General features: G+C 66.7%; 25 protein-coding genes. 15 read left to right on the top strand and 10 right to left on the bottom strand.

Translation table 11 applies throughout. The features are described 5' to 3' along the window. Positions 1-134 precede the first annotated feature (134 nt). From I4484_RS01785 to I4484_RS01835, 11 genes are all read left to right on the top strand, one after another. Entirely contained in the window at positions 135-677 is a 543-nt protein-coding gene (locus I4484_RS01785; RefSeq protein ID WP_197449341.1) for a DUF4124 domain-containing protein, read from the top strand. Between the two features lie 299 nt (positions 678-976). Then, positions 977-2,023 (top strand): nitrogen regulation protein NR(II), encoded by a 1,047-nt coding sequence (gene glnL / locus I4484_RS01790; RefSeq protein WP_197449342.1) that lies wholly within the window; start codon positions 977-979, stop codon positions 2,021-2,023. Then, positions 2,016-3,428, top strand: coding sequence for a nitrogen regulation protein NR(I) (ntrC, locus tag I4484_RS01795; RefSeq protein ID WP_197449343.1), 1,413 nt, complete (start codon positions 2,016-2,018; stop codon positions 3,426-3,428). Before glnL ends, ntrC begins: the two co-directional genes overlap by 8 nt. 162 nt (positions 3,429-3,590) lie before the next feature. After that, complete coding sequence (locus I4484_RS01800; protein WP_197449344.1) at positions 3,591-4,541, top strand: hydroxymethylglutaryl-CoA lyase; 951 nt, start codon at positions 3,591-3,593, stop codon at positions 4,539-4,541. A 2-nt stretch (positions 4,542-4,543) separates the two neighbouring features. Further along, on the top strand, positions 4,544-5,749 hold the full coding sequence (locus I4484_RS01805; RefSeq protein WP_197449345.1) for a CaiB/BaiF CoA-transferase family protein: 1,206 nt from the start codon (positions 4,544-4,546) through the stop codon (positions 5,747-5,749). 85 nt (positions 5,750-5,834) lie between these two features. After that, positions 5,835-6,830: a tripartite tricarboxylate transporter substrate binding protein gene (locus I4484_RS01810; RefSeq protein WP_197449346.1), complete on the top strand. Its 996-nt coding sequence runs from the start codon at positions 5,835-5,837 to the stop codon at positions 6,828-6,830. After that, positions 6,827-7,300 (top strand): tripartite tricarboxylate transporter TctB family protein, encoded by a 474-nt coding sequence (locus I4484_RS01815; protein ID WP_197449347.1) that lies wholly within the window; start codon positions 6,827-6,829, stop codon positions 7,298-7,300. Before I4484_RS01810 ends, I4484_RS01815 begins: the two co-directional genes overlap by 4 nt. Before the next feature lie 9 nt (positions 7,301-7,309). After that, the gene (locus I4484_RS01820; protein ID WP_197449348.1) at positions 7,310-8,803 is read left to right on the top strand and encodes a tripartite tricarboxylate transporter permease; all 1,494 of its coding nucleotides are present in this window, start codon (positions 7,310-7,312) and stop codon (positions 8,801-8,803) included. A 150-nt stretch (positions 8,804-8,953) separates the two neighbouring features. Continuing rightward, positions 8,954-10,357, top strand: a complete 1,404-nt coding sequence (gene nirK / locus I4484_RS01825; protein WP_197449349.1) for a copper-containing nitrite reductase — start codon at positions 8,954-8,956, stop codon at positions 10,355-10,357. A gap of 308 nt (positions 10,358-10,665) precedes the next feature. After that, on the top strand, positions 10,666-11,835 hold the full coding sequence (locus I4484_RS01830; protein WP_197449350.1) for a zinc-dependent alcohol dehydrogenase: 1,170 nt from the start codon (positions 10,666-10,668) through the stop codon (positions 11,833-11,835). Positions 11,836-11,879: 44 nt separating this feature from the next. Further along, entirely contained in the window at positions 11,880-12,476 is a 597-nt protein-coding gene (locus I4484_RS01835; protein ID WP_197449351.1) for a hypothetical protein, read from the top strand. Positions 12,477-12,556: 80 nt separating this feature from the next. On the opposite strand, the gene I4484_RS01840 is transcribed toward I4484_RS01835, so the two are convergent. Next, positions 12,557-12,736: a hypothetical protein gene (locus I4484_RS01840; RefSeq protein WP_197449352.1), complete on the bottom strand. Its 180-nt coding sequence runs from the start codon at positions 12,734-12,736 to the stop codon at positions 12,557-12,559. A 183-nt stretch (positions 12,737-12,919) separates the two neighbouring features. Between I4484_RS01840 and I4484_RS01845 the strand changes: the two genes are divergently transcribed. Further along, positions 12,920-14,257 carry a deoxyguanosinetriphosphate triphosphohydrolase gene (locus I4484_RS01845; RefSeq protein WP_197449353.1) on the top strand — a complete coding sequence of 446 codons (1,338 nt, stop codon included), beginning with the start codon at positions 12,920-12,922 and terminating at the stop codon, positions 14,255-14,257. A gap of 123 nt (positions 14,258-14,380) precedes the next feature. Here I4484_RS01845 and I4484_RS01850 read toward each other — a convergent pair whose 3' ends face one another. After that, positions 14,381-15,295: a nuclease-related domain-containing protein gene (locus tag I4484_RS01850; protein WP_197449354.1), complete on the bottom strand. Its 915-nt coding sequence runs from the start codon at positions 15,293-15,295 to the stop codon at positions 14,381-14,383. A gap of 149 nt (positions 15,296-15,444) precedes the next feature. On the opposite strand from I4484_RS01850, the gene I4484_RS01855 reads away from it, so the two are divergent. After that, complete coding sequence (locus I4484_RS01855; RefSeq protein ID WP_197449355.1) at positions 15,445-16,314, top strand: NAD-dependent protein deacetylase; 870 nt, start codon at positions 15,445-15,447, stop codon at positions 16,312-16,314. Here the strand turns inward: I4484_RS01855 and I4484_RS01860 are convergent. From I4484_RS01860 to I4484_RS01870, 3 genes are all read right to left on the bottom strand, one after another. Further along, the gene (locus I4484_RS01860; RefSeq protein WP_197449356.1) at positions 16,286-16,687 is read right to left on the bottom strand and encodes a YbaY family lipoprotein; all 402 of its coding nucleotides are present in this window, start codon (positions 16,685-16,687) and stop codon (positions 16,286-16,288) included. The genes I4484_RS01855 and I4484_RS01860 overlap by 29 nt on opposite strands. 16 nt (positions 16,688-16,703) lie before the next feature. Then, positions 16,704-17,078 carry a translation initiation factor Sui1 gene (locus tag I4484_RS01865; RefSeq protein ID WP_197449357.1) on the bottom strand — a complete coding sequence of 125 codons (375 nt, stop codon included), beginning with the start codon at positions 17,076-17,078 and terminating at the stop codon, positions 16,704-16,706. A 146-nt stretch (positions 17,079-17,224) separates the two neighbouring features. Next, complete coding sequence (locus I4484_RS01870; RefSeq protein WP_197449358.1) at positions 17,225-17,923, bottom strand: HAD family phosphatase; 699 nt, start codon at positions 17,921-17,923, stop codon at positions 17,225-17,227. A gap of 359 nt (positions 17,924-18,282) precedes the next feature. Here I4484_RS01870 and I4484_RS01875 point away from each other — a divergent pair, with 359 nt between their 5' ends. Together I4484_RS01875 and I4484_RS01880 are read left to right on the top strand one after the other, a co-directional pair. Beyond that, complete coding sequence (locus I4484_RS01875; RefSeq protein ID WP_197449359.1) at positions 18,283-18,918, top strand: hypothetical protein; 636 nt, start codon at positions 18,283-18,285, stop codon at positions 18,916-18,918. A 382-nt stretch (positions 18,919-19,300) separates the two neighbouring features. Further along, positions 19,301-19,624, top strand: a complete 324-nt coding sequence (locus tag I4484_RS01880; RefSeq protein WP_197449360.1) for a hypothetical protein — start codon at positions 19,301-19,303, stop codon at positions 19,622-19,624. Between the two features lie 68 nt (positions 19,625-19,692). Here the strand turns inward: I4484_RS01880 and I4484_RS01885 are convergent, their stop codons facing one another. The 5 genes from I4484_RS01885 to I4484_RS01905 form a co-directional block, all read right to left on the bottom strand. Continuing rightward, entirely contained in the window at positions 19,693-20,277 is a 585-nt protein-coding gene (locus I4484_RS01885; RefSeq protein WP_197449361.1) for a hypothetical protein, read from the bottom strand. 63 nt (positions 20,278-20,340) lie between these two features. Beyond that, positions 20,341-20,697: a hypothetical protein gene (locus I4484_RS01890; RefSeq protein ID WP_197449362.1), complete on the bottom strand. Its 357-nt coding sequence runs from the start codon at positions 20,695-20,697 to the stop codon at positions 20,341-20,343. A 55-nt stretch (positions 20,698-20,752) separates the two neighbouring features. Next, positions 20,753-21,451, bottom strand: coding sequence for an HAD-IA family hydrolase (locus I4484_RS01895; protein ID WP_197449363.1), 699 nt, complete (start codon positions 21,449-21,451; stop codon positions 20,753-20,755). Positions 21,452-21,505: 54 nt separating this feature from the next. Next, entirely contained in the window at positions 21,506-22,813 is a 1,308-nt protein-coding gene (locus I4484_RS01900; protein WP_197449364.1) for a TRAP transporter large permease, read from the bottom strand. Beyond that, a complete protein-coding gene (locus tag I4484_RS01905; protein WP_197449365.1) occupies positions 22,813-23,430 on the bottom strand; it encodes a TRAP transporter small permease in 618 nt (205 codons plus the stop codon). Before I4484_RS01905 ends, I4484_RS01900 begins: the two co-directional genes overlap by 1 nt. Positions 23,431-23,456: the final 26 nt, after the last annotated feature.

Genomic DNA, 23,456 nt, shown 5'->3' on the forward strand with positions numbered 1-23,456 from the left:
ACGAGGGGCTCCGCATCGCGGGGCCCCTTTTTTGTCGTACACTGAGTTGCGAAGCGTTGCGGCAAAATACGTTCATAGACAGATCGGCCGACCGCATGGTGCCGCGCGGGCCGCCGTCGACGGGAGAGTTCCCCATGGCCAAGGCGTTCGTGCTGTGTCTGCTGGGCTTGGCGCTGGTGTCGGAGGCGCTGGCCACGACGATCTATCGCACCACCGATGCGCAGGGCAAGGTGATCTTCACCGACGACCCCGAGCGCGGCGGCGAGCCGGTCGAGCTGGCGCCGCTGACCGTGATCCCTTCGCAGGTCGATGGGGCCCGGGCCGAGCCGCCACGCGTCGAGGGCGTTGCGCCGCGCATGGGCGAGGCGCCGGGCCAGCCCTTCATGCCCTACGACACCTTTCGCATCCGCTCGCCGCAGCACGGGGCGGACCTTCCCGCCAGCTACGCCGGCAACCTGCAGGTGGAGCTGGCGATCGAGCCGGAGCTGCGCCCCGACCATCGCGTGCAACTGCTGGTCGACGGCCGGGTGAGCCAGACCCCGATGCATACCCGCGCCTTCATGCTCAACGACCTCGGTCGCGGCGAATACGTGCTGCAGGCGGAGCTGCTCGATGCCCAGGGCCAGGTGCGTCACCGCAGCTCGCCGGTCTCGCTCTACGTACAGCGCGTCGACTGACGCGGCCGCTCCCTTTCGGGGACGCCCCCTTGAGCCGATGCACCACGATAGGGGAGGCCTCGGCTCCCCGGCTTGGCAGTTTCTTCATCACTGCACCATCATAGTGCATGACGGAGCGCGGCATTCGCCCTGAAACGGCGCCATGCCGCGCCGGGAAGGGTTGGCGCATTTCTTGCTTGGAATGATCGATGCCGAGCCTTGCCTGGCTTCGGGCCGGTGCGACGGCCTCCCGCCGATGCGCCATCACGAGGCACGGGCTGCCCCATGTGCTCCTGCGTTCACCGAGGAAAAGGTCGTAAATGTATCGACGCCTGATGGAACACCTCACCACCGCGGTGCTGCTGCTCGACGATGAACTGCGGCTGAGCTGGATGAACCCGGCCGCCGAGGCCTTGCTGGCGGTCAGCCTGGGCCGGGTGAAGGGGCTCGGCCTGGCGACGCTGCTCGCCGAGGACGACGGCATGGGCGAGGTGCTGGCCAAGGCCCGCGACGACCAGCACCCCTTCACCCAGCGCGAGGTCAGACTGGCACTGGTCGGCGGGGGCGTGGTCACGATCGACTATACGGTGACGCCGCTGTCGGCGATGGAGCTGCTAGTGGAGATGGAGCCGCGTGACCGCCTGCTGCGCATCTCCCGCGAGGAGGCCCTGCTCAATCGCCAGGAGGCGATCAAGGTGCTGTCGCGCGGCCTGGCCCACGAGGTCAAGAACCCCCTGGGCGGGATTCGCGGCGCCGCGCAGCTGCTCGAGCGCGATCTCGACGACCCCGGCCTCAAGGAGTTCACCCGCATCATCGTCGAGGAGGTTGACCGCCTGCGCGACCTGGTCGACAGCATGCTGGGGCCGAACAAGCTGGTGCGTCACGAGCCGCTCAACGTGCACAAGGTGCTGGAGCGGGTGCGTACGCTGCTGATGGCGGAAAGGCCGAGCGTGACGATCGAGCGTGACTACGATCCCAGCCTGCCGGACTTTCCTGGCGACGAGGCGCAGATGATCCAGGCGGTGCTCAACGTCGCGCGCAACGCCGTGGAAGCGATGACCGAGGCCGGCACCGAGGCGCCGAGCCTGCTGCTGCGTACCCGGGCGCGGCGCCAGTTCACCCTGGGCGCGGAGCGCCATCGCCTGGTCTGCGAGGTGGCGTTGATCGACAACGGCCCCGGCATTCCCGAGGGCCTTCAGGAAACCCTGTTCTATCCCATGGTCTCGGGGCGTGCCGACGGCAGCGGGCTGGGGCTGTCCATTGCCCAGGGCATCCTGCACCAGCACCAGGGGCTGATCGAGTGCGAGTCCCGCCCTGGCCATACCGAATTCCGTCTGCTTATTCCATTGGAGAGGCGCCATGACTGATGTCGCACGTGTCGCGGTGGTCGACGACGACCGCGCCATTCGCTGGGTGCTGGAGCGCGCCCTGGCCCAGCCCGACCTCGAGGTCGAGTGCATCGACCGGGCCGACGTGGCGCTCAGCCGCTTGCTGGACGACCCGCCCGACGTGCTGGTCACCGACATTCGCATGCCGGGCATCGACGGCCTCGACCTGATGTCGCGGGTGCGCGAGGTGCATCCCGACCTGCCGGTCATCGTGATGACGGCTCACTCCGATCTCGACAGCGCCGTGGCCTCCTACCAGGGTGGCGCCTTCGAATACCTGCCCAAGCCGTTCGATGTCGACGAGGCGCTGGCCCTGGTGCGCCGCGCCGTGGCCCACGCTCGCGAGCGCAAGCGCCCGGTGAGCGTGCCCGAGGGGCTCGACGCCGAGATCATCGGCGAGGCGCCGGCGATGCAGGAGGTCTTCCGCGCCATCGGCCGGCTGTCGCACTCGCACATCACCGTCTTGATCAACGGCGAGTCGGGTACCGGCAAGGAGCGCGTGGCCCGCGCCCTGCACCAGCACAGCCCGCGCTCCACCCATCCCTTCATCGCCCTCAACATGGCGGCGATTCCCCGCGACCTGATCGAATCCGAGCTGTTCGGCCACGAGAAGGGCGCCTTCACCGGCGCCACGGCGAGCCGGCAGGGGCGCTTCGAGCAGGCCAACGGCGGCACGCTGTTCCTCGATGAGATCGGCGACATGCCCGCCGAGACCCAGACCCGTCTGCTGCGAGTGCTGGCCGACGGCGAATTCTACCGGGTCGGCGGCCATACGCCGGTCAAGGTGGACGTGCGCATCATCGCCGCGACCCACCAGAACCTAGAGCGGCTGGTCGAGGACGGCCGCTTCCGCGAGGACCTCTTCCATCGTCTCAACGTGATCCGCGTGCACCTGCCCAAGCTGGCCGAACGGCGTGAGGACATTCCGCGCCTGGCGCGCCACTTCCTGGCCGAGGCGGCCAAGGAGCTCGCCACCGACGTCAAGGTACTGACCCGTGACGCCGAGGCGCACCTGACCCGCCTGCCGTGGCCGGGCAACGTGCGACAATTGGAGAACACCTGTCGCTGGTTGACGGTGATGGCCTCGGGGCGCGAGATCCTGGTCGAAGATCTGCCCCCGGAGCTGCGCCAGGGCGAGGGTGGCGAGGTGGCCAGCGGCGACTGGCGCGCCGCCTTTCGCGACTGGGCCGACCGCGCCCTGGCCGCGGGCCATACCCATCTGCTCGAGGAGGCGGTGCCGGATTTCGAACGCATCCTGATCGAAACCGCGCTGAAGCATACCGGCGGGCGCAAGGGCGAAGCCGCCGAGCTGCTGGGCTGGGGGCGCAATACCCTGACGCGCAAGCTCAAGGTGCTGCTGCCGGCGCTGGCGGATGGCGATTGAGAACTGCGCGCGCAAACCGAAATGGCCGGCGGATGGCGAACGAAGCCTTTCAGCCAGGCCGATGGCAGGCCCTATAGAAGGCAGGCATACAACGAAAGGCGCATGGCTGTTAAGTGAGCCGGCTACGTACAGTCGAGGAAATCCCTTGCCTGGCTAACCATCATGCTCGACGGGATCAGGGCGCCCAAGCGGGTGCACGTCACCGAGGTGGGCCCGCGCGATGGCCTGCAGAACGAGAAGGTGCTGCTCTCCACGGCGCAAAAGGCCGAGCTGGTGCGCGCCCTGGTCGCGGCCGGGGTGCGCGAATTCGAGCTGACCTCCTTCGTCAGTCCCCGCGCGGTGCCGGCCCTGGCCGATGCCGCGGAGCTGGTGGCCGAACTCCGCGATATCCGGGACGTGCACTTCTCGGCGCTGGTGCCCAACCTGCGCGGGGCCGAGCGGGCCTTGGAGGCCGGCATCGACTCGGTGGTGCTGTTCGTCTCGGCTTCGGAAACCCACAACGCCAAGAACGTCAATGCCAGCGTCGATGAGTCGCTGGCGAGCTTCGAGCAGGTGGCGCGGCGCCTCGAGGGCAGCGGCATCGAGCTGCGCGGCGCCATCGCCACCTGCTTCGGCTGCCCCTTCGAGGGCGACGTCGAGGTCGCCGCGGTGGGGCGCATCGCCCGTCACTTCGCCGACCTCGGCGCGCGCTGCGTGTCGCTGGGCGACACCACCGGCATGGCCACGCCGCCGCTGGTGGCGGAGCGGATCGCCCACCTGCGCGAGGTGGCACCCGGGGTGGCGCCCACCCTGCACTTCCACAATACCCGCGGCATCGGGCTGGCCAACGTCATGCAGGGGCTGGCGCTGGGCGTCGATCGCTACGAGAGCTCGATCGGCGGGCTGGGCGGTTGCCCCTTCGCGCCGAAGGCGACGGGCAACATCGCCAGCGAGGACCTGGTCTACCTGCTCGGCGAGATGGGCATCGAGACCGGCATCGACCTGGAGCGGATGATCGCGGCGGCGCAGCTCGCCACCCGCCTGATGGGGCGGCCGCTGCCGGCGCAGGTCTCCAAGGCGGGCCCGCGGCTGGCGCTGAGCGACTGCTCGGCGGTGCCCACGGCAAGAGGATGAACATGACGAATTCACCAGCCCAGGCGGCGGGAAGCCTGGAGGGCATCCGCGTGATCGACCTCACGCGGGTCATTTCGGGGCCGTTCTGCACCCAGATACTGGGCGACCACGGCGCCGAGGTGATCAAGGTCGAGCCGCCGGGGCGCGGCGATATCGTGCGCTCCCAGGGCAACATCATGGACGGCTTCAGCTGGTACTTCGCTCAGTTCAACCGCAACAAGCGCTCGCTGACGCTCGATCTGCGCAGCGAAGCGGGCAAGGCGATCCTGCATCGCCTGCTGGAGGGGGCCGACGTGCTGGTGGAGAATTTTCGCCCCGGCGTGCTGGAGAAGATGGGGCTCGCCGACGCCACGCTGCGCGAGCGCTACCCCCGCCTGGTCGTCGGGCGCATCAACGGCTTCGGCTCCACCGGGCCCTACCGCGACCGGCCCGCCTACGACTTCATCGCCCAGGCCATGAGCGGCTTCATGGGCGTCAATGGCCCCGCCGACGGCGAACCCATGCGCGCGGCGCCGCCGATCAGCGACATGGTGGCCAGCCAGAACCTGGCCTTCGGCATCTGCGCGGCGCTGGTGCGGCGCGAGCGCAGCGGGCAGGGCGATATCGTCGAGACTGCGCTGACCAACGGGCTGATCGGCATGATGGGCTACCTGGCGGCGGAGTACTTCGCCACCGGCCAGGTCCCGGCGCGCACCGGCAACGACCACCCCATGCTCTATCCCTACGGTCTGTTCCGCGCCAGCGACGGCGAGGTGGCCATCGCCCCCAGCAACGACATCATGGTCGAGCGCTTCCTGCGGGCGCTGGACATGCTGCACCTGCTCGACGACGAGCGCTTCGCCGACAACGCCCGGCGCATGGTGCACCGCGAAGCCCTGCGCGAGATCCTGACGCGGGTCATCGAGCGGCGCAGCGTCGACGCGTGGATCGCGCATCTCAACCGGGCCGGGGTGCCGTGCGGCCGCGTCCACGACCTGCGCGAGACCTTCGACGATCCTCAGGTCCAGGCCCAGCAGATGAAGATCGAACTGGACCAGGGCCCCCTCGGTCGGATACCCGCGACCGGCTTCCCGGTCAAGATGAGCGAGGCCCCCGCGGCGGTACACCGCCCCGTCCCCGACCTCGGCGAGCATAGCGACGAGGTCCTGCGCGAACTGGGCGTTGATGAGGATGGAATAGCGGAACTTCGGGCGCGGGGCATTATATGAGCTAACCTGCAAGGAGCGCGGCGCCTCGTGCAGCGCCGCGCGGCAGTGCCCGCCACAAACACAATGAACAGCGAGGGACACGACAATGCGTACCATCAAGCATGCCCGCCACGGTCTCGCCGCCTCCGCCCTGCTGGGGCTGGGCCTGGCCATCAGCTCACCGAGCCAGGCGCTGCCCATCAGCGAGTGCATCGCCCCGGCCGACCCCGGCGGCGGCTGGGACTTCACCTGCCGCTCGGTGGCCAAGCTGCTGCGCGAGCTGGAATTGACCGACGGCGCCGTGCAGGTCACCAACATGCCGGGCGGCGTGGGGGCCGTGGCGTTCTCCAACGTCGCCAGCAGCCGCGCCGACGACAGCGACCTGATCGTGGCGACCAGCACCGTGGGCATGACGCAGATCGCCCAGGGCCAATACCCCGGCGACGCCGATACCATGCGCTGGCTGGCCATGCTGGGCACCGACGTGGGCGTGATCCTGGTCGATGACGAGAGTTCTTACGAGACCCTCGAGCAGCTGCTCGACGCCATGGTCGAGGATCCCGCTGCCGTTGCCATGGCCGGCTCGAGCGGCGCCGGTGGCTGGGATCACATCCGCGCGCTGCTGCTGGCCAAGGAGGCGGGCATGCCGGCCGATCAGATGGCCAGCGTGCGCTGGGTGCAGTTCGACGGCGGCGGGCCGGCCGTGACCCAGATGATGGGAGGACACGTCGACATGGTCTCCACCGACCTCGGCGAGATCGCCGGTTTCATCGAGTCGGGCGACGTGCGGGTGCTGGCGGTCCTGTCCGACGAGCCGCTGCCCGAGCCCTTCGCCGACCTGCCCACCGCGGTGTCCCAGGGGTATGACGTGACCGGCTACAACTGGCGTGGCTTCTATACCGGTGGTGAAGTCTCCGACGAGGACTACGCAAGCATGGTCGAGACCCTCGAGACGCTCTACCAGAGCGACGAGTGGAAGGAGACCGCCCAGCAGAACGGCCTGGTGCCGCTGTGGCGTGGCGGTGAAGAGTTCACCGACTACGTTTACGAGACCATCGACGAGGTCGAGTCCGTGTCGCGCGAGATCGGTGTCATCGAGTGAGTGAACCCGGACTGAATACGGATCAGGTCTCGGGCGCCGTCGCCGATCGTATCGCCGGCATCGTGCTGCTGCTGATGGCAGTGGGGGCGTGGTGGTATTCGCACACCTTCCCCGCCGGCTTCGGCCAGGTCGTGGGGCCCGGCGCGTTTCCACGTCTCGTCAGCGTGCCGATGGGCCTGTTCGCGGCCTATCTGGTGATACGCCCCGGCGTCAATCAGCGCTGGCCGCAGCGCGCCGCCCTGCTCAGGCAGGGGGCGGCGCTGCTGCTGCTCGGTATCTACGCCGGCGTTCTCAAGTCGCTGGGCTTCCTGCCCGCCAGTCTGGTCTGCGTGGTGCTGCTGATTCGTCTGTTCGGGGCGACCTGGAGGGCCTCGCTGGTCTGCGGCGCGCTGCTGACGGTCTCGCTCTATCTGCTGTTCGAATTCGCCCTCGGCATGCCGCTGCCCAACATGCCGGGCCTCGACTGGTAAGGCGTCTCGATGGATATATTGGCTTTTCTCGCCCAAGGCTTCGCCGTGGCGCTCGAGCCCCAACACCTCTTTCTGGCGCTGGTCGGCTGTGCCGTGGGCACGCTGATCGGGGCGCTGCCGGGGCTCGGCCCGGTCAACGGGGTGGCACTGATGATCCCGCTGACCTTCAATTTCGGCCTGGCGCCGACCGCGGCGCTGATCCTGCTGGTCAGCATCTACTACGGCTGCATGTACGGCGGGCGCATCAGCTCGATCCTGCTCAACATTCCCGGCGACGAGCCCGCGGTCATGACCACCCTCGACGGCTACCCCATGGCGCTCAAGGGGCGTGGCGGCGAGGCCCTGGGGCTTTCCGGCGTGGCCTCGTTCGTCGGTGCCACCGTGGCCACCATCGGGCTCACCCTGTTCGCCCCGCTGCTGGTGGGGTTCGCCATCCGCTTCGGCCCGGCCGAGTACTTCGCCCTGTTCGTGCTGGCCTTCGCCACCATCGGCGGGGTGACCAGCGGCAGCCTGGTGAAGAGCTTCCTCGCCGCCTGCCTGGGCCTGCTGCTGGGGACGGTGGGCATCGACTCGGTGAGCAGCGTGCCGCGCTATACCTTCGGCTGGTACGAGCTCTACGACGGCATCGACTTCATCGTGGCCCTGGTGGGCCTGTTCGCCATCTCGGAGTGCCTGGTGTTCCTCGAGGACATCCGCGGCAGCAACAAGCCGACCCTCAGGGTCGGCTCGGCGATTCCCGGCATCCGCAGCGCCTGGAAATGCGCGCCGACCATCGGGCGCAGTTCGTTCATCGGCTTCGTCGCCGGCGTGCTGCCGGGCGCCGGCGCCGCACTCGGCAGCTTTCTCTCCTACACCCTGGAGCGCCGCTGGCTGGGGCGGCGCGGCAGCTTCGGCCAGGGCGACCCGCGCGGCGTGGCGGCGCCGGAGGCGGGCAACAACGCCGCCGCCGGCGGCTCGCTGATTCCCATGCTCTCGCTGGGCATTCCCGGCAGTGGCACCACGGCAATCCTGCTGGCGCTGCTGCTGTCGATGAACATCACTCCGGGGCCGCTGCTGTTCACGCAGCAGCCCGACATGGTGTGGGGCCTGGTGGCGGCGTTGTTCATCGGCAACGTGATGCTGCTCGTCCTCAACATCCCGCTGGTGGGGCTGTTCGCCAAGGTGCTGCAGGCCCCCGGCTGGTTCCTGATGCCGATGGTGGTGATGGTCGCCTTCGTCGGTGTCTACTCATTGAGCAACAGCGCCTTCGACCTCTACATGATGCTCGCCTTCGGCGTGCTCGGCTACGTGCTGCGCAAGCTCGAAATGCCCGCCGTGCCGGTAGTGCTCGGGCTGCTGCTGGGCGGCCAGATGGAGTACAACCTGCGCCGCGCCATGTCGCTCTCGGGCGGCGACTGGAGCATCCTGTGGAACAGCGGCATCACCGTCGGCATCTACGCTTTCGCCGTCACCCTGATCGTGGCCGGGATGGTCTATGGCTGGATGATTCGCCAGCGGCGTTGACGGCGATTGTCGCAGGTCAACTTTTCGCTCATGTCTCATTCGAAAGCCGTAGGCTGGAGGTCGCTTCCTGACATGGGTCAACTTAAACAAGTATTCAGAATGCTACTTTCAAATCGTCTCCCAAGGTAATTCCTCCGTGAGGAAAAGACGATGAAATTCACCCGTAGCGTTCTCGCCCGCTCCGTCGCCCTGCTCGCTACCAGCGCGGCGCTCGCCAATCCCGCTTTCGCCGCTCACGGCGAAGTCTTGAGTCCCGCCGACGTCACGCCCGACGTGACCTACACGCTGCGGACCGCCGTAGCCGACGGCAAGCTGGTCTTCGTCGGCGACAAGGGGGACATCAAGGATGTCATCAATCCCGACCTGCACGCTCCCGTCGGGGCGGTGGTGCAGATCAACCTGATCAACGGCGACGGCGCCATGCACGACATCGCGCTGCCCGAGTTCGGCGTCGACTCCGACGACATCAGCGGCCAGGGCGCAGCCACCGCCGTGGCCTTCCGCGTCGATGAGGAAGGCAACTTCGAGTACCTGTGCAGCATTCCGGGGCACAAGGCGGCCGGCATGGTCGGCAACCTCATCGTCGGCGATCCGGTGCCGGGCGAAGCGCGGGAGGCGGCCCCGGACCTGTCGATGGACCCCCACGCCGTCGGTGAACCGGTGGGCGATCGCGGCCCGCAGGAGGTCACCCTCAACCTCGAGACCACCGAGCGCGAAGGCCACCTGGCCGACGGCTCGAGCTACCGCTACTGGACCTTCAACGACACCGTGCCGGGCCCCTTCGTACGGGTGCGTGTGGGCGACACCGTCCACGTCAACATGAGCAATGCCGAGGACAGCGCCCACATCCACTCGGTCGACTTCCACGCTGTGACCGGCCCCGGCGGCGGGGCAGCGGTGACCCAGGCGGCCCCTGGCCAGACCAAGAGCTTCAGCTTCCAGGCGCTCAATCCCGGCCTCTACGTCTATCATTGCGCCACGCCGATGGTCGCCCAGCACATCTCCAACGGCATGTACGGCATGATCCTGGTCGAGCCGGAAGGCGGCCTGTCGCCGGTGGATCGCGAGTTCTACATCATGCAGGGCGAGCTCTACACCGCCCAGCGCCACGGTAGCCAGGGGCTGCAGGAGTTCTCTCTCGACAAGCTGCTCGACGAGCGCCCCGAGCACCTGATGTTCAACGGCAACATGGATGCGCTGACCCAGACGCACAAGATGGAGGCCGACGTGGGAGATAATGTGCGCATCTTCTTCGGCGTCGGCGGCCCCAATGCCACCTCCAGCTTCCACGTCATCGGCGAGATCTTCGACAAGGTCTACGACCAGGCCTCGCTGACCAGCCCGCCGCTGACCGACGTGCAGACCACGCTGGTGCCCCCGGGCGGCGCCACCATGGTCGAGTTCGAGGTCGAATACCCCGGCAAGTACATCCTCGTCGACCATGCGCTCTCCCGCCTGGAGAAGGGGCTGGCCGGTTTCCTCCACGTCAACGGCGAGGAGAATCCCGAGGTCTTCCAGACCGAGGAGGCCCACGACCCCAACTCCGGCCACTGAGCCGCGTCACTCCCCTCCATCGCGCCCCGCCCAGCCGGCGGGGCGCCTGCCGTTGACGTGACGCTTCGATGGCAGTGCCGTGACAGCCCTCCCTCGCCTCGTACCAAGTCGCTCGCCTGGCGCCGCGTCAGGTCTCCGTGGCGGGTCGCCACGCCCACGAGGGACGAATAGCGGGGCTGTAGCACGCCCCTTGGCAGATGGTCGGGATAAGGTCCGTTACCCAGCCGCTCAATTCCCTTACCTGCTGCCTCGGGCGGCTGAACTATGGTGGTGGGAGAGCCTTCGTTCGGACAACAGGGAGAGAGTCCATGAAAGCGCTGTGTTGGCACGGAAAGAACGACATCCGCTATGAAACGGTTCCCGACCCGCACCTCGAACACCCCCGCGATGCCATCGTCAACGTGAGCAGCTGCGCCATCTGCGGCTCCGACCTGCACCTCTATCACCACTTCATTCCCGGCATGGAGTCCGGCGACGTGGTGGGGCACGAATTCATGGGCGAGGTCATGGAGGTCGGCGCCGAGGCCGGTGACCTCAAGGTCGGCGACCGGGTCGTGGTGCCCTTCACCATCACCTGCGGCGAATGCGATCAGTGCCGGCGCGGTAATTTCTCCGTGTGCGAGCGCTCCAACCGCAACAAGGCATTGGCCGACAAGGTCTTCGGCCACGGCGGGGCGGGGCTGTTCGGCTACTCCCATCTCACCGGCGGCTATGCCGGCGGCCAGGCGGAGTACGTGCGTGTGCCGTTCGCCGACCAGACGCACATCAAGGTGCCCGACAGCCTGAGCGACGAGCAGGTGCTGTTCCTCGGCGACATCTTCCCCACCGGCTGGCAGGCGGCGGTGGCCTGTGAGATCGAGCCCACCGATACCGTGGCCATTTGGGGCGCCGGGCCGGTCGGCCAGTTCTGCGTGCGCAGCGCCGTGCTGCTCGGTGCCGAGCAGGTCGTAGTGATCGACAACGTGCCCGAGCGGCTGGCCATGGCCGAGGCCGGCGGGGCGATCACCATCAATTTCGACGAGGAGAGCGTGCTCGCCCGGCTGCAGGAGCTCACCCACGGCAAGGGGCCCGAGAAGTGCATCGATGCGGTGGGGCTGGAGTCCCACGTGCCACGTTCGATCGACTCCGTCTACGACCGCGTCAAGCAGGTGATGATGCTGGAGAGCGACCGCGCCCACGTGCTGCGCGAGATGATCTACGTCTGCCGTCCGGCCGGCATCCTGTCGATCCCGGGCGTCTACGGCGGCCTGGTCGACAAGATTCCCATGGGGCCGTTGATGAACAAGGGGCTGACGGTGCGCACCGGCCAGACCCACGTCAAGCGCTGGACCGACGGCCTGCTGCGGTTGATCGACGAGGGCCAGATAGACCCCTCCTTCGTGGTGACCCACACCGCGGGTCTCGAACAGGGACCGGACATGTACAACACCTTCCGCGACAAGCAGGACGGCTGCGTGAAGGTCGTGCTCAAGCCTTGAGGGGCGCTGACGGAACACGTGCGTGACAGGACAAGGAGGTGAACATGAATCTCGATCGTAGCCGTTCATTGCAGCCCAGCGACCGGATGGCGCGAGGGCTGGGCTGGCTGGGTATCGGCCTGGGACTCTACCAGCTCCTGGCGCCACGCAGCGTGACCCGCGCGCTGGGCGTCGAGGGGGCGGAAGCCATCGTGCGGACCTGCGGCGCGCGCGGGGTGGCCACCGGTGTCGGCGCGCTGACCGTCAACCCCGGCCCCGCGCTGTGGGCGCGCAGCGCCGGCGACGCGCTGGACCTGGCGGCGCTGCTGGCGCTACTGGCCGACCGCGACCACCCCAAGCGGGGCAGCGTGAAGTTGGCCCTGCTGTTCGTCGGGGCGGGTACCGCAGCGAGTCTCTATTGCGCCCAGGCCCAGACCCGTGAGCGCGCTTATCGGGGTGGACGCACGCCAGACTACAGCGGCCGCAGCGGCTTCCCCCTGGGCGTGGAGCGTGCCCGCGGCGCCGCGGCGAGCAGCGGGCTGCCCTCGCGTCCCGCGGCGCTGCCGTCGCCGGCGCGCTCACCGGGGCCGCGGTTGCAGGCAACGTCATCGCGGCAGCGCGATACCAGCGGCTATGCCAAGGGCAGTGACTACGACTACTGACCCCGAGCCGCCACGAGCCACACGCCAGAGGCCGAACCGCAGCGGTTCGGCCTCTGGCGTGAACGGGTCGGGAATAGCGCTCAGCCGCCGCCTATGCCCTCGATGACATAGCCGGAGCCGCCGCAGTCGGGGCAGGTGCGGTTCTCGATCCTGCCGTCGCCCTTGCACGTCGGGCAGACGTTCTGGCAGGTCCCGGGTGTACCGGGAGGGGCCTCGTCGCCCGGCTGCTCGGGCCGGGTCGCATCAGGTTTGCGTGTCATGGGGTGCCTCCTTGCCAGTGGGTGGGCGCTCCGCGCAGAGCGACGCCTGGCGACATGCGTCCTCTCGCAGGGCGCGCACTGACAAGTTAGGCGAGCCCTGCGGCAGGCGACAAGCGAGACGGTGGCGGCGGTGATGGTCATGCAACCGGGGCAGTGCCAGAATGGGGCTTCAGGAGGAAGCCCATGACGCAGATGCACTGGCAGCAGTTGCTCGACCCTTCGCGGCTGCACGGAAAGCCCACCAGCGGCCGTGACGAGATCGGCCGTAGCCCGTTCCACAAGGATCACGACCGCATCGTCTTCTCCGGTTCGTTCCGGCGCCTGGGGCGCAAGACCCAGGTGCACCCCTTGACCGACAACGACCATATCCACACCCGCCTGACTCACTCCCTGGAGGTCGGCTGCGTGGGGCGCAGCCTGGGCATGATCGTCGGCGAGCTGCTGCGCGAACGCCTGCCGAGCTGGATCACCCCGGCCGACCTCGGCGTGATCGTGCAGGCCGCCTGCCTCGGGCACGACATCGGCAATCCTCCCTTCGGCCATGCCGGCGAGTACGCCATTCGCGACTGGTTCAAGCGCGCCGAGGCCGATGGCAGCGGCCTGCTCGAGGGGCTCACCGAGCGTGAGCGGGCCGACCTGCTGACCTACGAGGGCAATGCCCAGGGGTTTCGCATCGTCACCCAGATCGAATACAACCAGTTCCGCGGCGGCATGCGGCTGACGGCGGCGACCCTCGGCACCCTGCTCAAGTACCCCTGGACCGTGGAGCACGGCGGCGGTGCCGGCAAGTTCGGTTGCTATCAATCGGAGCGGCCGCTGCTCGATGACGTGACCCGCTGCCTGGGCCTGCTGCCGCGCGGCGAGGGGCGCTGGTGCCGCCATCCACTGGCGTGGCTGGTCGAAGCCGCCGACGACATCTGCTATGCGCTGCTGGATCTCGAGGATGGCCTGGAGATGGGCATCCTGCGTTTCGAAGAGGTAGCCGACGTGCTGCTGCAGATCGCCGGCGACGCGCCGCCCGACTATCCGCGCATGGCTCGCGACGGCGTCTCGCAGCGGCGCCGCATCGCGGCGCTGCGGGGGGCGGCCATGGAGCGTGCGGTCAATGACGTCGGCGCCGTGTTCGTCGAGCACGAGAGCGCGCTGCTGGGCGGCACCCTGACGTCCGACCTGCTCGAGCTCTGCCACCCCGACCTGGGCTGGGGCGTGGCGGCGGCCAAGCAGCTCGCTCGCGAGCGCATCTTCCAGAACGAACGCAAAGCCAAGCTGGAAATCGGCGCCTACACCACCCTCGGCATCCTGCTCGAAGCCTTCATCGGCGCTGCCCACGAACTGCACTACACCGGCCACGCGAGCTTCAAGCACCAGCGGGTGCTGGCGCTGATCGGCGAGAACACCCCACGCCCCTCCTGGCCGCTCTACGACAGTTACCGGCGCATGCTCGACTTCATTGGCGGCATGACCGACCACTACGCGGTGGACCTGGCCCAGGAGATGGGCGGGCGCCTCAGGGGGGACTGAGCGGAAGTACGCATCGCGATCGCCTGGCCGATTTCCCCGCTCGCGACAGCCTGGTTCCCCAGGATCGCGGGCGCTGCGCCAGGCGTTTGCGTATCGCCACCCACGAGGCCGAATGAGCCGGCGTCAGATCGAGGGCTCGCACAGCGTCGGGTTGTGATCCAGCTCCGCGGAACGCTCGATCAACGCCACGATCACCTTGTCGTGCAGGGCGTCATCCAGTGGCTCGAGCCGATGTTCGCTGAGCTGACTGGCCAAGCCTTCGCCGCTGACCACCATCAGGCCCTCGGGCGTGCCGGCACAGGTAATGTCCCAGCCGGGCAGGGCGAGCACGCCCATCACCGGTACCGGCTGGCCGCAGCGCTGCTCGAGCCATGCGCCGAGCCAGCGCGAGGCGCCAAGCACCTTGGCCAGGGGGCGATGCTCGTTCCAGCCGGGGAAGCGCAGCCGCTGCGGTTCGACCGTGACCAGGTTGATCTCGCGTCCGTCGGCGGTGAATGGCCGTGAGCGGGCGCGTGTCTCAACCGCGAACACGCCGTGCGGGGTAACGGCCACATGGTCGATGATGCCGCTGTCGGTCGGTATGTCGTGGAAGACGTAATAAGGATGGGCCTCGGGACGCACCAGGCGCTCCAGCTCCTGACCCACCGCCAGCTCGCAGGCGAGCCCCAGCTTGATGCGCCGGATATGCTGGAAGTCGCGAATCAGCAGGAAGCAGTAGACCAGTACCAGCACGGTACTCAGTGCGCCGTAGAGCGCCCATTCGAGCCAGTTCTGGCGGCTGGCGAAGAGCATGCGGCCCATGCCATACACCAAGGGGGCCAGGGTCACGATGGGCCCCAGCGCGCCGTTGAGGAACAGCGTGGCAAAGGCGCGGTCGAGCCGATCGCGCAGGGCCTGGCCGGGCTCGCGCAGCTGGCGGGCATTGAACGGCGAGCGAACGCGGGCATCATGCAGGTTACGCAAGGCGATGACGATGACGGCCATGGCCCCGAGGGGGAACAGAAATATGAGAGGCAGCAAGTATTCCAGCCAGGCCATCGGGGTTCGTCCTTGCCGGTAAGCGTCACACAAGCATTACATTCTAGACAACCTGAGGCACGCAGAGCCATGTTCAGTACTAACATTGTCCGAAAACTGTCATTTCAGACTATGCCTCGGGCCATGCGCTGCATCATGACGGATAGACGATGAACGATACACGACAGCCCGCCGTGACAGAAGCCATCGAACGCCTGCGAGCGTTCATGGCCCGTCATCCGCGCCTGGCCGTGCTGACCGGCGCCGGCGTCAGCACCGAGAGCGGCATCCCCGATTATCGCGATGCCTCGGGGGCCTGGAAATGCGCGCCGCCCATGCAGCACCGCCAGTTCATGGCCAGTCATGCCGCGCGCCAGCGCTACTGGGCGCGCGCCCTGATAGGGTTTCGTGCGCTGCATCGCGCCCGCCCGGGGGATGCCCACCGGGCTCTGGCGCGGTTGGAGCAAGCCGGCAGAGTTCATGGCGTCATCACCCAGAATGTCGACGGGTTGCATCAGAAGGCCGGTTCGCGGCGTGTCGTCGACCTGCACGGTCGCGCCGAGCTGGTGCGCTGCATGGGCTGCGGCGCCCTGCGCATGCGCCACGACCTGCATGCGGAGCTGGCCGAGCGCAATCCCCATTGGCTGGAGGTGAGAGCCGAAATACGGCCGGATGGCGATGCCGATGTCGAGACGGACTTCACCGACTTCGAGGTACCCGGCTGCCGTCGCTGCGGCCAGGGCATCTGGAAACCCGACGTGGTGTTCTTCGGCGACAGCGTGCCGCTCGAACGGGTGGCTCGCGCCCGGACCATGGTCGACGAGGCCGATGCCCTGCTGGTGGTGGGATCGTCGCTGATGGTCTACTCCGGCTATCGCTTTGCACGTCAGGCGGCCGCCGCCGGCAGGCCGATCGCCTGTCTCAACCTGGGACGTACCCGGGCCGATGCGCTCTACGCACTCAAGCTCGAGGCGCCGGTAGGGGAGGTGCTCGCGGCGGTTGCCGCCACGTTCACCGGCGCGGGTCGAGCGGCAGGTTGAGCGGCCCCTCGCCCGGCGTCGGGACGGGCGCCGGCTCGGAAGTGACATGGGTCAGGCTGCCCTGCTGGCGCAGCTCGGCCGACAGCCGCGGCGAGCGGGCCTCCTCGAGGGTGCGGCGGTCGAAGCGCAGCGTGACCGGCCAGGGCCCGCTGCCGCGCGGCGTAGCGCGGGTCTCCGCCAGGGTGCCGCCGGCATCCCGCAGCTGGACTCGCAGTTCGGCCTCTTCGGTGGGCGCCAGCCCAGGCGGGGGCTCGACGCGAACGTCGAGTTCGGCGAAATCCGGAGCCCCGGCGCAGCCGGCCATCACCAGCAGTGCCAGCGCAGCGACGCCGAGGCGTGTCCGGCGCCGCAGGGCAGAACCAAGCAACGTCATTTTTCCCCTCCCTCGTTCAGCCGCCGGCGAGCTTGACGGTATAGCCCAGGCGCTCGAGCTCGGCCTTGAGCCGCTCGCGGTGGTCCCCCTGGATCTCGATGACCCCATCGTGTACCGAACCGCCGGTACCGCAGCACTTCTTGAGGCTCTTGGCCATTGCCTTCAGCTCAGCGCTAGCCAGCGGCAGGCCTGTGACGGTGGTCACCCCCTTGCCCTTGCGCCCGCTCGTTTCGCGTCGCAGACGGACGATGCCGTCGAGCGCGGCGATGCGCTTCTGCTCGGCCAGTTCGGCGCAGCGACACTCGTCTTGTGGCTGGCGACAGTGGGGGCAGATGTCGCCATGTTCGGTGGAATAGACCAGGCCGCGCAGCTGGTCCTGCAATGTGGCCATGGAAGCTCCTGGCATCTCGAAGGTCGTCGTGTGCTGCCGAGATGATAACGCCCGCGGGAGCGTATGCCTACGCGCCAACATCACGGCGCTCAAGCCGTGGGAGCCGGTGCGGAAGTGTGAGTCGGTACGGGAGGGGACTGCCGGACTCAGCGGGCGTGGGCGACCTGGCGGTTGTCCATGGCCCTGGCGTGCGCCAGGTTCTCGATCACCGTGGGCAGCTGATACATGCTGCTGATCATGATCGCCCCTTCAGGGGTCTCCTCGGCGTCGGGGTAACGATTCAGATGGATCACCGTCATGCCGGCGTCGAGGGCGGCCCTGACGCCTACCAGGGCGTCGTCGATGGCGATGCAGTCCTCGGCCTCGAAGCCCATCATGTTGGCGGCGTGCAGGTAGAGGCGGGGGTCGGGCTTCCAGCACTTGGCGGTATAGCCGCTGTAGAGATGCGAGCCGAAGAAATCGGAGAAGCCGATAGCCTTCAGTGACGTGACGATCTTGTTCTCGGGGCCGTTGGAAACCACGCCACACGGATAGTTGGCCAGCGCCAGCAGGGCTTCGCGGGCGCCCGTGATCGCCCCGAGTTCGGTCTCGAGCCGACGGTTCAGGTTGCTGCGCATTTCGGTTTCGGTCTCGGCCAGGTGCAGTGGGTCGACGCTGCCGTAGCGGTCCTCGAGCACAGCCACGATGTTGCGGAAACGGCTGCCGCGGAATTCGCCGATGTAGTCGCTGGCCTGGAAGGGAAGCCCCAGCCGGGTCAGGCTGGCGGCCATTTCGGCGGCCAGCAGAGGCTCGCTGTCGACCAGCGTGCCGTCACAATCGAAAAGTAGGCATAGGGGGCGAATCATACCGATATTCCTTCGCAGTCCTGTGACTGTCGAGCACCTTACCTCTTGTATCGGCATGCGGGCCGTGAAGTTTAGGGCTGCCGCATGTTTGCGAACGCTGTTTCCTAAGTATTGCCCGTAAGCGAGCCGTGTTCAAGTCCCTGGTCCACGTTGTGTCCCGCCGAGGGTGGGGCCCGGTTGGCATGGCAGGGGCTGCCTAGAACAGACCCATGTGCCAGATGTCGTCACCCCGGAGCCAGCTTTGGGCATCATTGTGAGACGCGTCGTGCGTTCGCAAATCGCTGTTATGATTCTATTTTTAAGTTTATTTGGCCTATTGGCCCGACTGCTGCAACCTTCTGGGTGAGCATGACGTGCCGGTGGAGATCAACAGCGTCGAGTCGCATTCCTCTCGCATCGGCACGACCAGTGAAGCCTCGGCTTCAAGGAAACTCACGTTCAACTCCTTTGGAGGTGCGAACATGATGTCCAAGGAATTCCTCAAGAAACTCGGCATTGTCGGTATCACTTTTGGCCTGACCGCCAGCCCGCTGGTTCTTGCCGACTTTCATGATGAAGAGGATGAGCAGGGTGCCGTGCCGCAGGAAACGGCTCCGGGTGAAGCCGGTGGCTCAATGGGTACCGATGATACGGGTACCGGTGCAGGTGTAGGTGCCGATACTGGTGTCGAAGCCGGTGCCGAAACGGGCGACAGCGGCCTGGGTACCGACGCTGACACCAGCACCGACGCCAATACCGACATGAGCACCGGGGACGCCAATACCGACATGAGCACCGGGACGGGTACGGATGCCGGCGGTGCCATGGGTACCGATGATACAGGCACCAATGCAGGCGCGGGTGCCGATACCGGTATCGAAGCCGGTGCCGAAACGGGTGATAGCGGCCTGGGTACCGACGCCGATACCAACACCGACGCAAGCACTGACGAGTGGGAAGAAGAGAACGAAGAGGAAGAGTGGGAAGAGGATCAGGATGACGACCAGGATTGGTAAAGTCTGATACCCAAGGATGGGTAGTCGCCATCAAGGAAGATGGCGACGTCACCTGGAGGTTGACTATCGTCAACCGCCTCGGACCCGCCCCCGGCCATGCCGGGGGCGGTTCTTTGTTGGAAAGCCGGTTCGGAGCAGTCACGCTCCCGATCCTTGGTGCGTTCATTTCCTGCTCATGTGCCATTTTTCTCCACGCGACGTGGCGTGGATCGAACCCGAATGGAAACGCTGTTCTTCTCCTATCTTATTGTCATGCAGGCATTATTTAGCCACTGGAAAAATATTGGCCTGCATTTCGCTTTCCTCAGGGTGCGTCGGAATCCCAAGCGATTTCGGTACATGCACCAGGAACGCAAGTGCAAACTTCGTTGGAGGTACGAACATGATGTCCAAGGAATTCCTCAAGAAGCTCGGTGTCGTCGGTATCACTTTCGGCCTGACTGCCAGCCCCCTGGCCCTGGCTGATTTCCACGACGAAGAGGAAGAGCAGGAAACCTATCCGGAAGAGACCGCTCCGGAGACCAACGGCAACGCTCAGGGCGGCGCTGACTTCGATACCATCGAGTACGAAAACGAAGAGGAAGAGTGGGAAACCGACGAGTGGGAAGAGGAGAACGAAGAGGAAGAGTGGGAAACCGACGAGTGGGAAGAGGAAAATGAGGAGGAAGAGTGGGAAGAGGAGGGCGACACCGAGCAGGAGTGGTAATGCCCACCTCTCACTGACCTTCCCTCATCTCCAATCGCCCTCGGCTTCGCCGGGGGCGATCGCTTTTCCTAGGGCTCGCCCGGCTCCGCCGGTTCGGCCTGCTCCTGGACTTTCTTCTCGATGGTCTCGCCTTCGGGCGAGAGCAGGTACCAATGGCCGCCCATGTGATCCAGGCCCTGGCCGAGGGCATCGCCGGGGTAGACGTCGCGGGCAAAGTAATAGAGCGGCCAGCCGTCGTAGGTGACCTGCCGCGTGCCGTCCTCCCGCTCGATCACGCCCAGGCGCTCTTCGTCGACCTCCTCGCCGCCGGCCGGGTCCTGCTCGGTGGTATAGGGCGGCCAGGCAATGGCGCAGCTCTCATCGCAGGTGCTGTAATCACCGCCCTGCTGGTCCTGGGTGAAGATGTAGAGGCTCTTGCCGTCCTGGTTGGTCAGGTAACGCCCCAAGGGTTCCTTTTCGTTGGTCTCGACGCGGGCCTGGTCGATGGGGTCGTTGGTCGGCTCCAACTGCTGCTCCGATTCCTCGGGGCCCATGCCCTCCACTTTTTCGGGGTCATCGTCCTCGCCGGTTTCGCCGCCTTCTGGTGCGGCGAAGGCCGGGGCAACCATCAATGTCGCCGCCAGAATGCCGGCTGTCAGCACGCTTGGCTTCATGTCGACCTCTCCTTGGAAGGTGCCTTCCTGAACTGTAGGTAGCCCCATGGGACTGGCGCAAGCTCAGCGTCGGCGGGACAGCCGGCGGACATTGGCGCTACTGCGGCGGTGGAAGGGCGTCATGGTGCGCCGACCGGTGATCCACCAGGGCGTGCCCCCGCCGAACGTCATCTGCAGCATGGCCTTCTGAATCTCGAAGCCGGTTTCCAGGCCGGCCTCGAGCTTCTCGGTCACCATGCGCTGGTTCTCCTTGATCATTCGGGCACTGGTGGGGGACTGGCTCTGCCACAGGCCATGGCGCATGGCGATGGTACTGAATGAAGTCGTCCATAGCTCGAAGGCCATGATGCCCAGCTTCCAGACGTCCAGCATGGCGGCCGGCGTCGAGGGCACGAACGGATAATAGGATGGGGATGGCATTATGACTCCTTGTCATCGGGTGGCGGCGCTCCTGCGCCTACCTCAAATTCATAGATCACTTGATGCTGCATTGCAACGTGAAATGGGAATCGGCGCAAGGTGATAGGCGCGCGACCGCTGCTGGCAGTGCACTGGCACGATGAATGGCAATGGCCCCGGTCGGCGTTGTCTCCACGCCGGGGAAATGGTTGAGATGGATCACCCGCATGCCGGCGGCGAGGCCCGCGGCGACGCCGACGGCGGCGTCGTCGATCACCACGCAGCGTTCCGGCGGGTGGCCCATGGCCTCGGCCGCCTTGAGGTAAAGCGCGGGGTCCGGCTTCCAGGCGCCCAGGGTATAGGCGCTGAACAGGTTGTCGCCGAAGTGGTGCGCGAAACCGACGCACTCCATGGCACAGCGAATCTTGCGTTCTGGACCGTTGGATACCACCGCGCGAGGATGGTCGCTTAGCGCCTCCAGCGCTTCGGCCATGCCGGCGATGGGCATGAGCTGCTCGCGCATGCGCAGTTCCATCGACTCGCGCATCGCCGCTTCCATGGCCTGCCGCTGAGTCTCGCCCAGCGTACGATGGCGGCGTTCCAGCTCGAGCACGATGGTCAGGAAGCGAACGCCGCGGAACTCCTCCATGTACTGCGCGGCCGTAAAGGGCAAGCCATGGCGGGGCAGGACCTCGCCCATGACCTCGGCGAGCAGGATCTCGCTGTCGACCAGGGTGCCGTCGGAGTCGAAGAGCAGGCAGAGCGGAACGGACATACGAAGCCTCTTGAGAGAGGCGTCACGCCTGCACGCGGCGGCGCGACGCGGAGGTTAGACGAAATCCGGCACCAGCAGCTCGGGAATCGCCAGGATCAGTTGAGGATAGAGAATCAGCAGCAGGATTACGGCGAGCATGATGGCCAGATACAGCATGGTGGTCCCCAGCGCCTTGAGCAGCGGGATGCCGCCGATCTTGGCCGAGATCATCAGGCACAGCCCATAGGGCGGCGTGATCAGGCCGAGCCCCAGGGCCATGACGCCGATCACCCCGAACTGCACCGGATGGATGCCGGCCTGTATCGCCAAGGGCTGGAAGATCGGCGCCATGATCGCCATCGCCGGCAGCGAATCCATGAAGGTGCCGATGATGAGCATCACCGCGGTCATGATCAGCAGCAGCACGACCGGGTCGGAGATATTGACCCCGGCCATCAGCTTGGGCGGGATCTGGTAGAAGCTGATCAGGTAGCCGAAGATCGCCGCTCCCACCAGGCTGAACAGCGACAGCGAGCACAGCCGCACGGTGGCGGTGGAGGCGTCGAGCACGTCGCGGAACCGGAGCTCGCGATAGACGATGAAACCCAGCGCCAGCGCATAGAGCACCGCGATCATGGCCGCTTCGGTGGGCGTGACGATGCCGAGCGTGATGCCGCCGATGATCACCACCGGGATGCCCGCCGCCATCATGCCATCCTTGCCCGAGCGCAGCAGCTCGCCGAACGAGGCGCGCGGTCGCACCGGCACTTGGTAACGGCGCACATAGCCCAGGTTCAGGGCGAGCTGGGCCACGCCGATCATGACCCCCGGCAGGATGCCGCCGAGGAACAGCCCGGCGATCGAGGTATTGGTCAAGGCGCCCCAGACGATCATGTTGATCGAGGGCGGAATGATGATGCCCATCACCGACGAGGCGGCGGTGACCGCCACGGCGAAGTGTGCCGGATAGCCCTCGCGTTTCATGGCCGGTATCAGCACCGTGCCCACCCCCGCGCTGTCGGCGGTGGAGGAGCCGGATACCCCGGCGAAGAGCATGCTCACCATCACGTTGACATGGGCCAGCGCGCCCTTGAAGTGACCAACCAGCAGCATGCACAGCGTGATCAGCCGGTCGGTGATGCGCGCGGCGTTCATCAGGTTACCGGCGAGCAGAAAAAGCGGCACGGCCAGCAGCACGAACGAATCCATGCCGTTGTACATGCGCTGGAACATTACCCAGAAGGTCAGGCGGGGGTCGAGCACGATGATGCCGGCGGCGGTGAGAATCAACGCCATGGCGATCGGCACGCCGGCCACGATGAGCACCCCCAGCAGGCCGAACAGCAGCCAGGGCAAGAAGAATATCCACTCCATGGGCAGCATCAGCGGTCGCCTCCATGCCGGTTGGGTTCGAGAGGGGGAGCGCCGTGCTTGACGTTCAGCGGTGTGTTGCCCGACTCACTGACATCGATGGCGTCGAGATCGCTCGGCGTGTTCAGGCTCCGCTCCATGGCGTCCATGCCGTACAGCGCGGCATGCAGCAATCGCTGGAGGCTGAACAGCACCATGAAGGCCCCGCTGACGGCGAAGACCGAGTAGACGTAGACCATCGACAGCCCCGAGGCGGTGGCGTTACGGCGCAGTCCGGACAGGCCGAAGTCCTTCCCGTATACGACGAAGAGGACGCCGAGCAGCAGGCAGGCCAGGTCGCGAACGACACGGGTGAACAGATCGGCCCGCGAGCCGCGGGGAAAGGCTTCGAGCACGAAATGGTCGGCATGCAGAACGCCGACGGCGGCACCCAGCATGACCATCCACTGAAAGGCGAAGCGACTGAACTCCTCGGTCCAGTAGAGACGTGGCATGAAGGGCAGGTTGCGGCTCAGCACCTGGTAGATGATGAACAGGATGAAGCCGAACACCAGCGCCAGCAGCAGCCCATGCAGCAGACGCTCGATACCGCGATTGAGCCATGCCAGGCCTTGAAGCAAACGGGACATGACGGTTTCCTGTGGGTCGGGAGAGG

The organism is Halomonas sp. SS10-MC5 (assembly GCF_015992245.1).
Lineage (GTDB): Bacteria > Pseudomonadota > Gammaproteobacteria > Pseudomonadales > Halomonadaceae > Halomonas > Halomonas sulfidoxydans.

Coding starts and splice junctions, on each gene's coding strand:
- I4484_RS01785 (WP_197449341.1), top strand. CDS start 135: ATGGCCAAGGCGTTCGTGCTGTGTCTGCTGGGCTTGGCGCTGGTGTCG.
- glnL (WP_197449342.1), top strand. CDS start 977: ATGTATCGACGCCTGATGGAACACCTCACCACCGCGGTGCTGCTGCTC.
- ntrC (WP_197449343.1), top strand. CDS start 2,016: ATGACTGATGTCGCACGTGTCGCGGTGGTCGACGACGACCGCGCCATT.
- I4484_RS01800 (WP_197449344.1), top strand. CDS start 3,591: ATGCTCGACGGGATCAGGGCGCCCAAGCGGGTGCACGTCACCGAGGTG.
- I4484_RS01805 (WP_197449345.1), top strand. CDS start 4,544: ATGACGAATTCACCAGCCCAGGCGGCGGGAAGCCTGGAGGGCATCCGC.
- I4484_RS01810 (WP_197449346.1), top strand. CDS start 5,835: ATGCGTACCATCAAGCATGCCCGCCACGGTCTCGCCGCCTCCGCCCTG.
- I4484_RS01820 (WP_197449348.1), top strand. CDS start 7,310: ATGGATATATTGGCTTTTCTCGCCCAAGGCTTCGCCGTGGCGCTCGAG.
- nirK (WP_197449349.1), top strand. CDS start 8,954: ATGAAATTCACCCGTAGCGTTCTCGCCCGCTCCGTCGCCCTGCTCGCT.
- I4484_RS01830 (WP_197449350.1), top strand. CDS start 10,666: ATGAAAGCGCTGTGTTGGCACGGAAAGAACGACATCCGCTATGAAACG.
- I4484_RS01835 (WP_197449351.1), top strand. CDS start 11,880: ATGAATCTCGATCGTAGCCGTTCATTGCAGCCCAGCGACCGGATGGCG.
- I4484_RS01840 (WP_197449352.1), bottom strand. CDS start 12,736: ATGACACGCAAACCTGATGCGACCCGGCCCGAGCAGCCGGGCGACGAG.
- I4484_RS01845 (WP_197449353.1), top strand. CDS start 12,920: ATGACGCAGATGCACTGGCAGCAGTTGCTCGACCCTTCGCGGCTGCAC.
- I4484_RS01850 (WP_197449354.1), bottom strand. CDS start 15,295: ATGGCCTGGCTGGAATACTTGCTGCCTCTCATATTTCTGTTCCCCCTC.
- I4484_RS01855 (WP_197449355.1), top strand. CDS start 15,445: ATGAACGATACACGACAGCCCGCCGTGACAGAAGCCATCGAACGCCTG.
- I4484_RS01860 (WP_197449356.1), bottom strand. CDS start 16,687: ATGACGTTGCTTGGTTCTGCCCTGCGGCGCCGGACACGCCTCGGCGTC.
- I4484_RS01865 (WP_197449357.1), bottom strand. CDS start 17,078: ATGGCCACATTGCAGGACCAGCTGCGCGGCCTGGTCTATTCCACCGAA.
- I4484_RS01870 (WP_197449358.1), bottom strand. CDS start 17,923: ATGATTCGCCCCCTATGCCTACTTTTCGATTGTGACGGCACGCTGGTC.
- I4484_RS01880 (WP_197449360.1), top strand. CDS start 19,301: ATGATGTCCAAGGAATTCCTCAAGAAGCTCGGTGTCGTCGGTATCACT.
- I4484_RS01885 (WP_197449361.1), bottom strand. CDS start 20,277: ATGAAGCCAAGCGTGCTGACAGCCGGCATTCTGGCGGCGACATTGATG.
- I4484_RS01890 (WP_197449362.1), bottom strand. CDS start 20,697: ATGCCATCCCCATCCTATTATCCGTTCGTGCCCTCGACGCCGGCCGCC.
- I4484_RS01895 (WP_197449363.1), bottom strand. CDS start 21,451: ATGTCCGTTCCGCTCTGCCTGCTCTTCGACTCCGACGGCACCCTGGTC.
- I4484_RS01900 (WP_197449364.1), bottom strand. CDS start 22,813: ATGCTGCCCATGGAGTGGATATTCTTCTTGCCCTGGCTGCTGTTCGGC.
- I4484_RS01905 (WP_197449365.1), bottom strand. CDS start 23,430: ATGTCCCGTTTGCTTCAAGGCCTGGCATGGCTCAATCGCGGTATCGAG.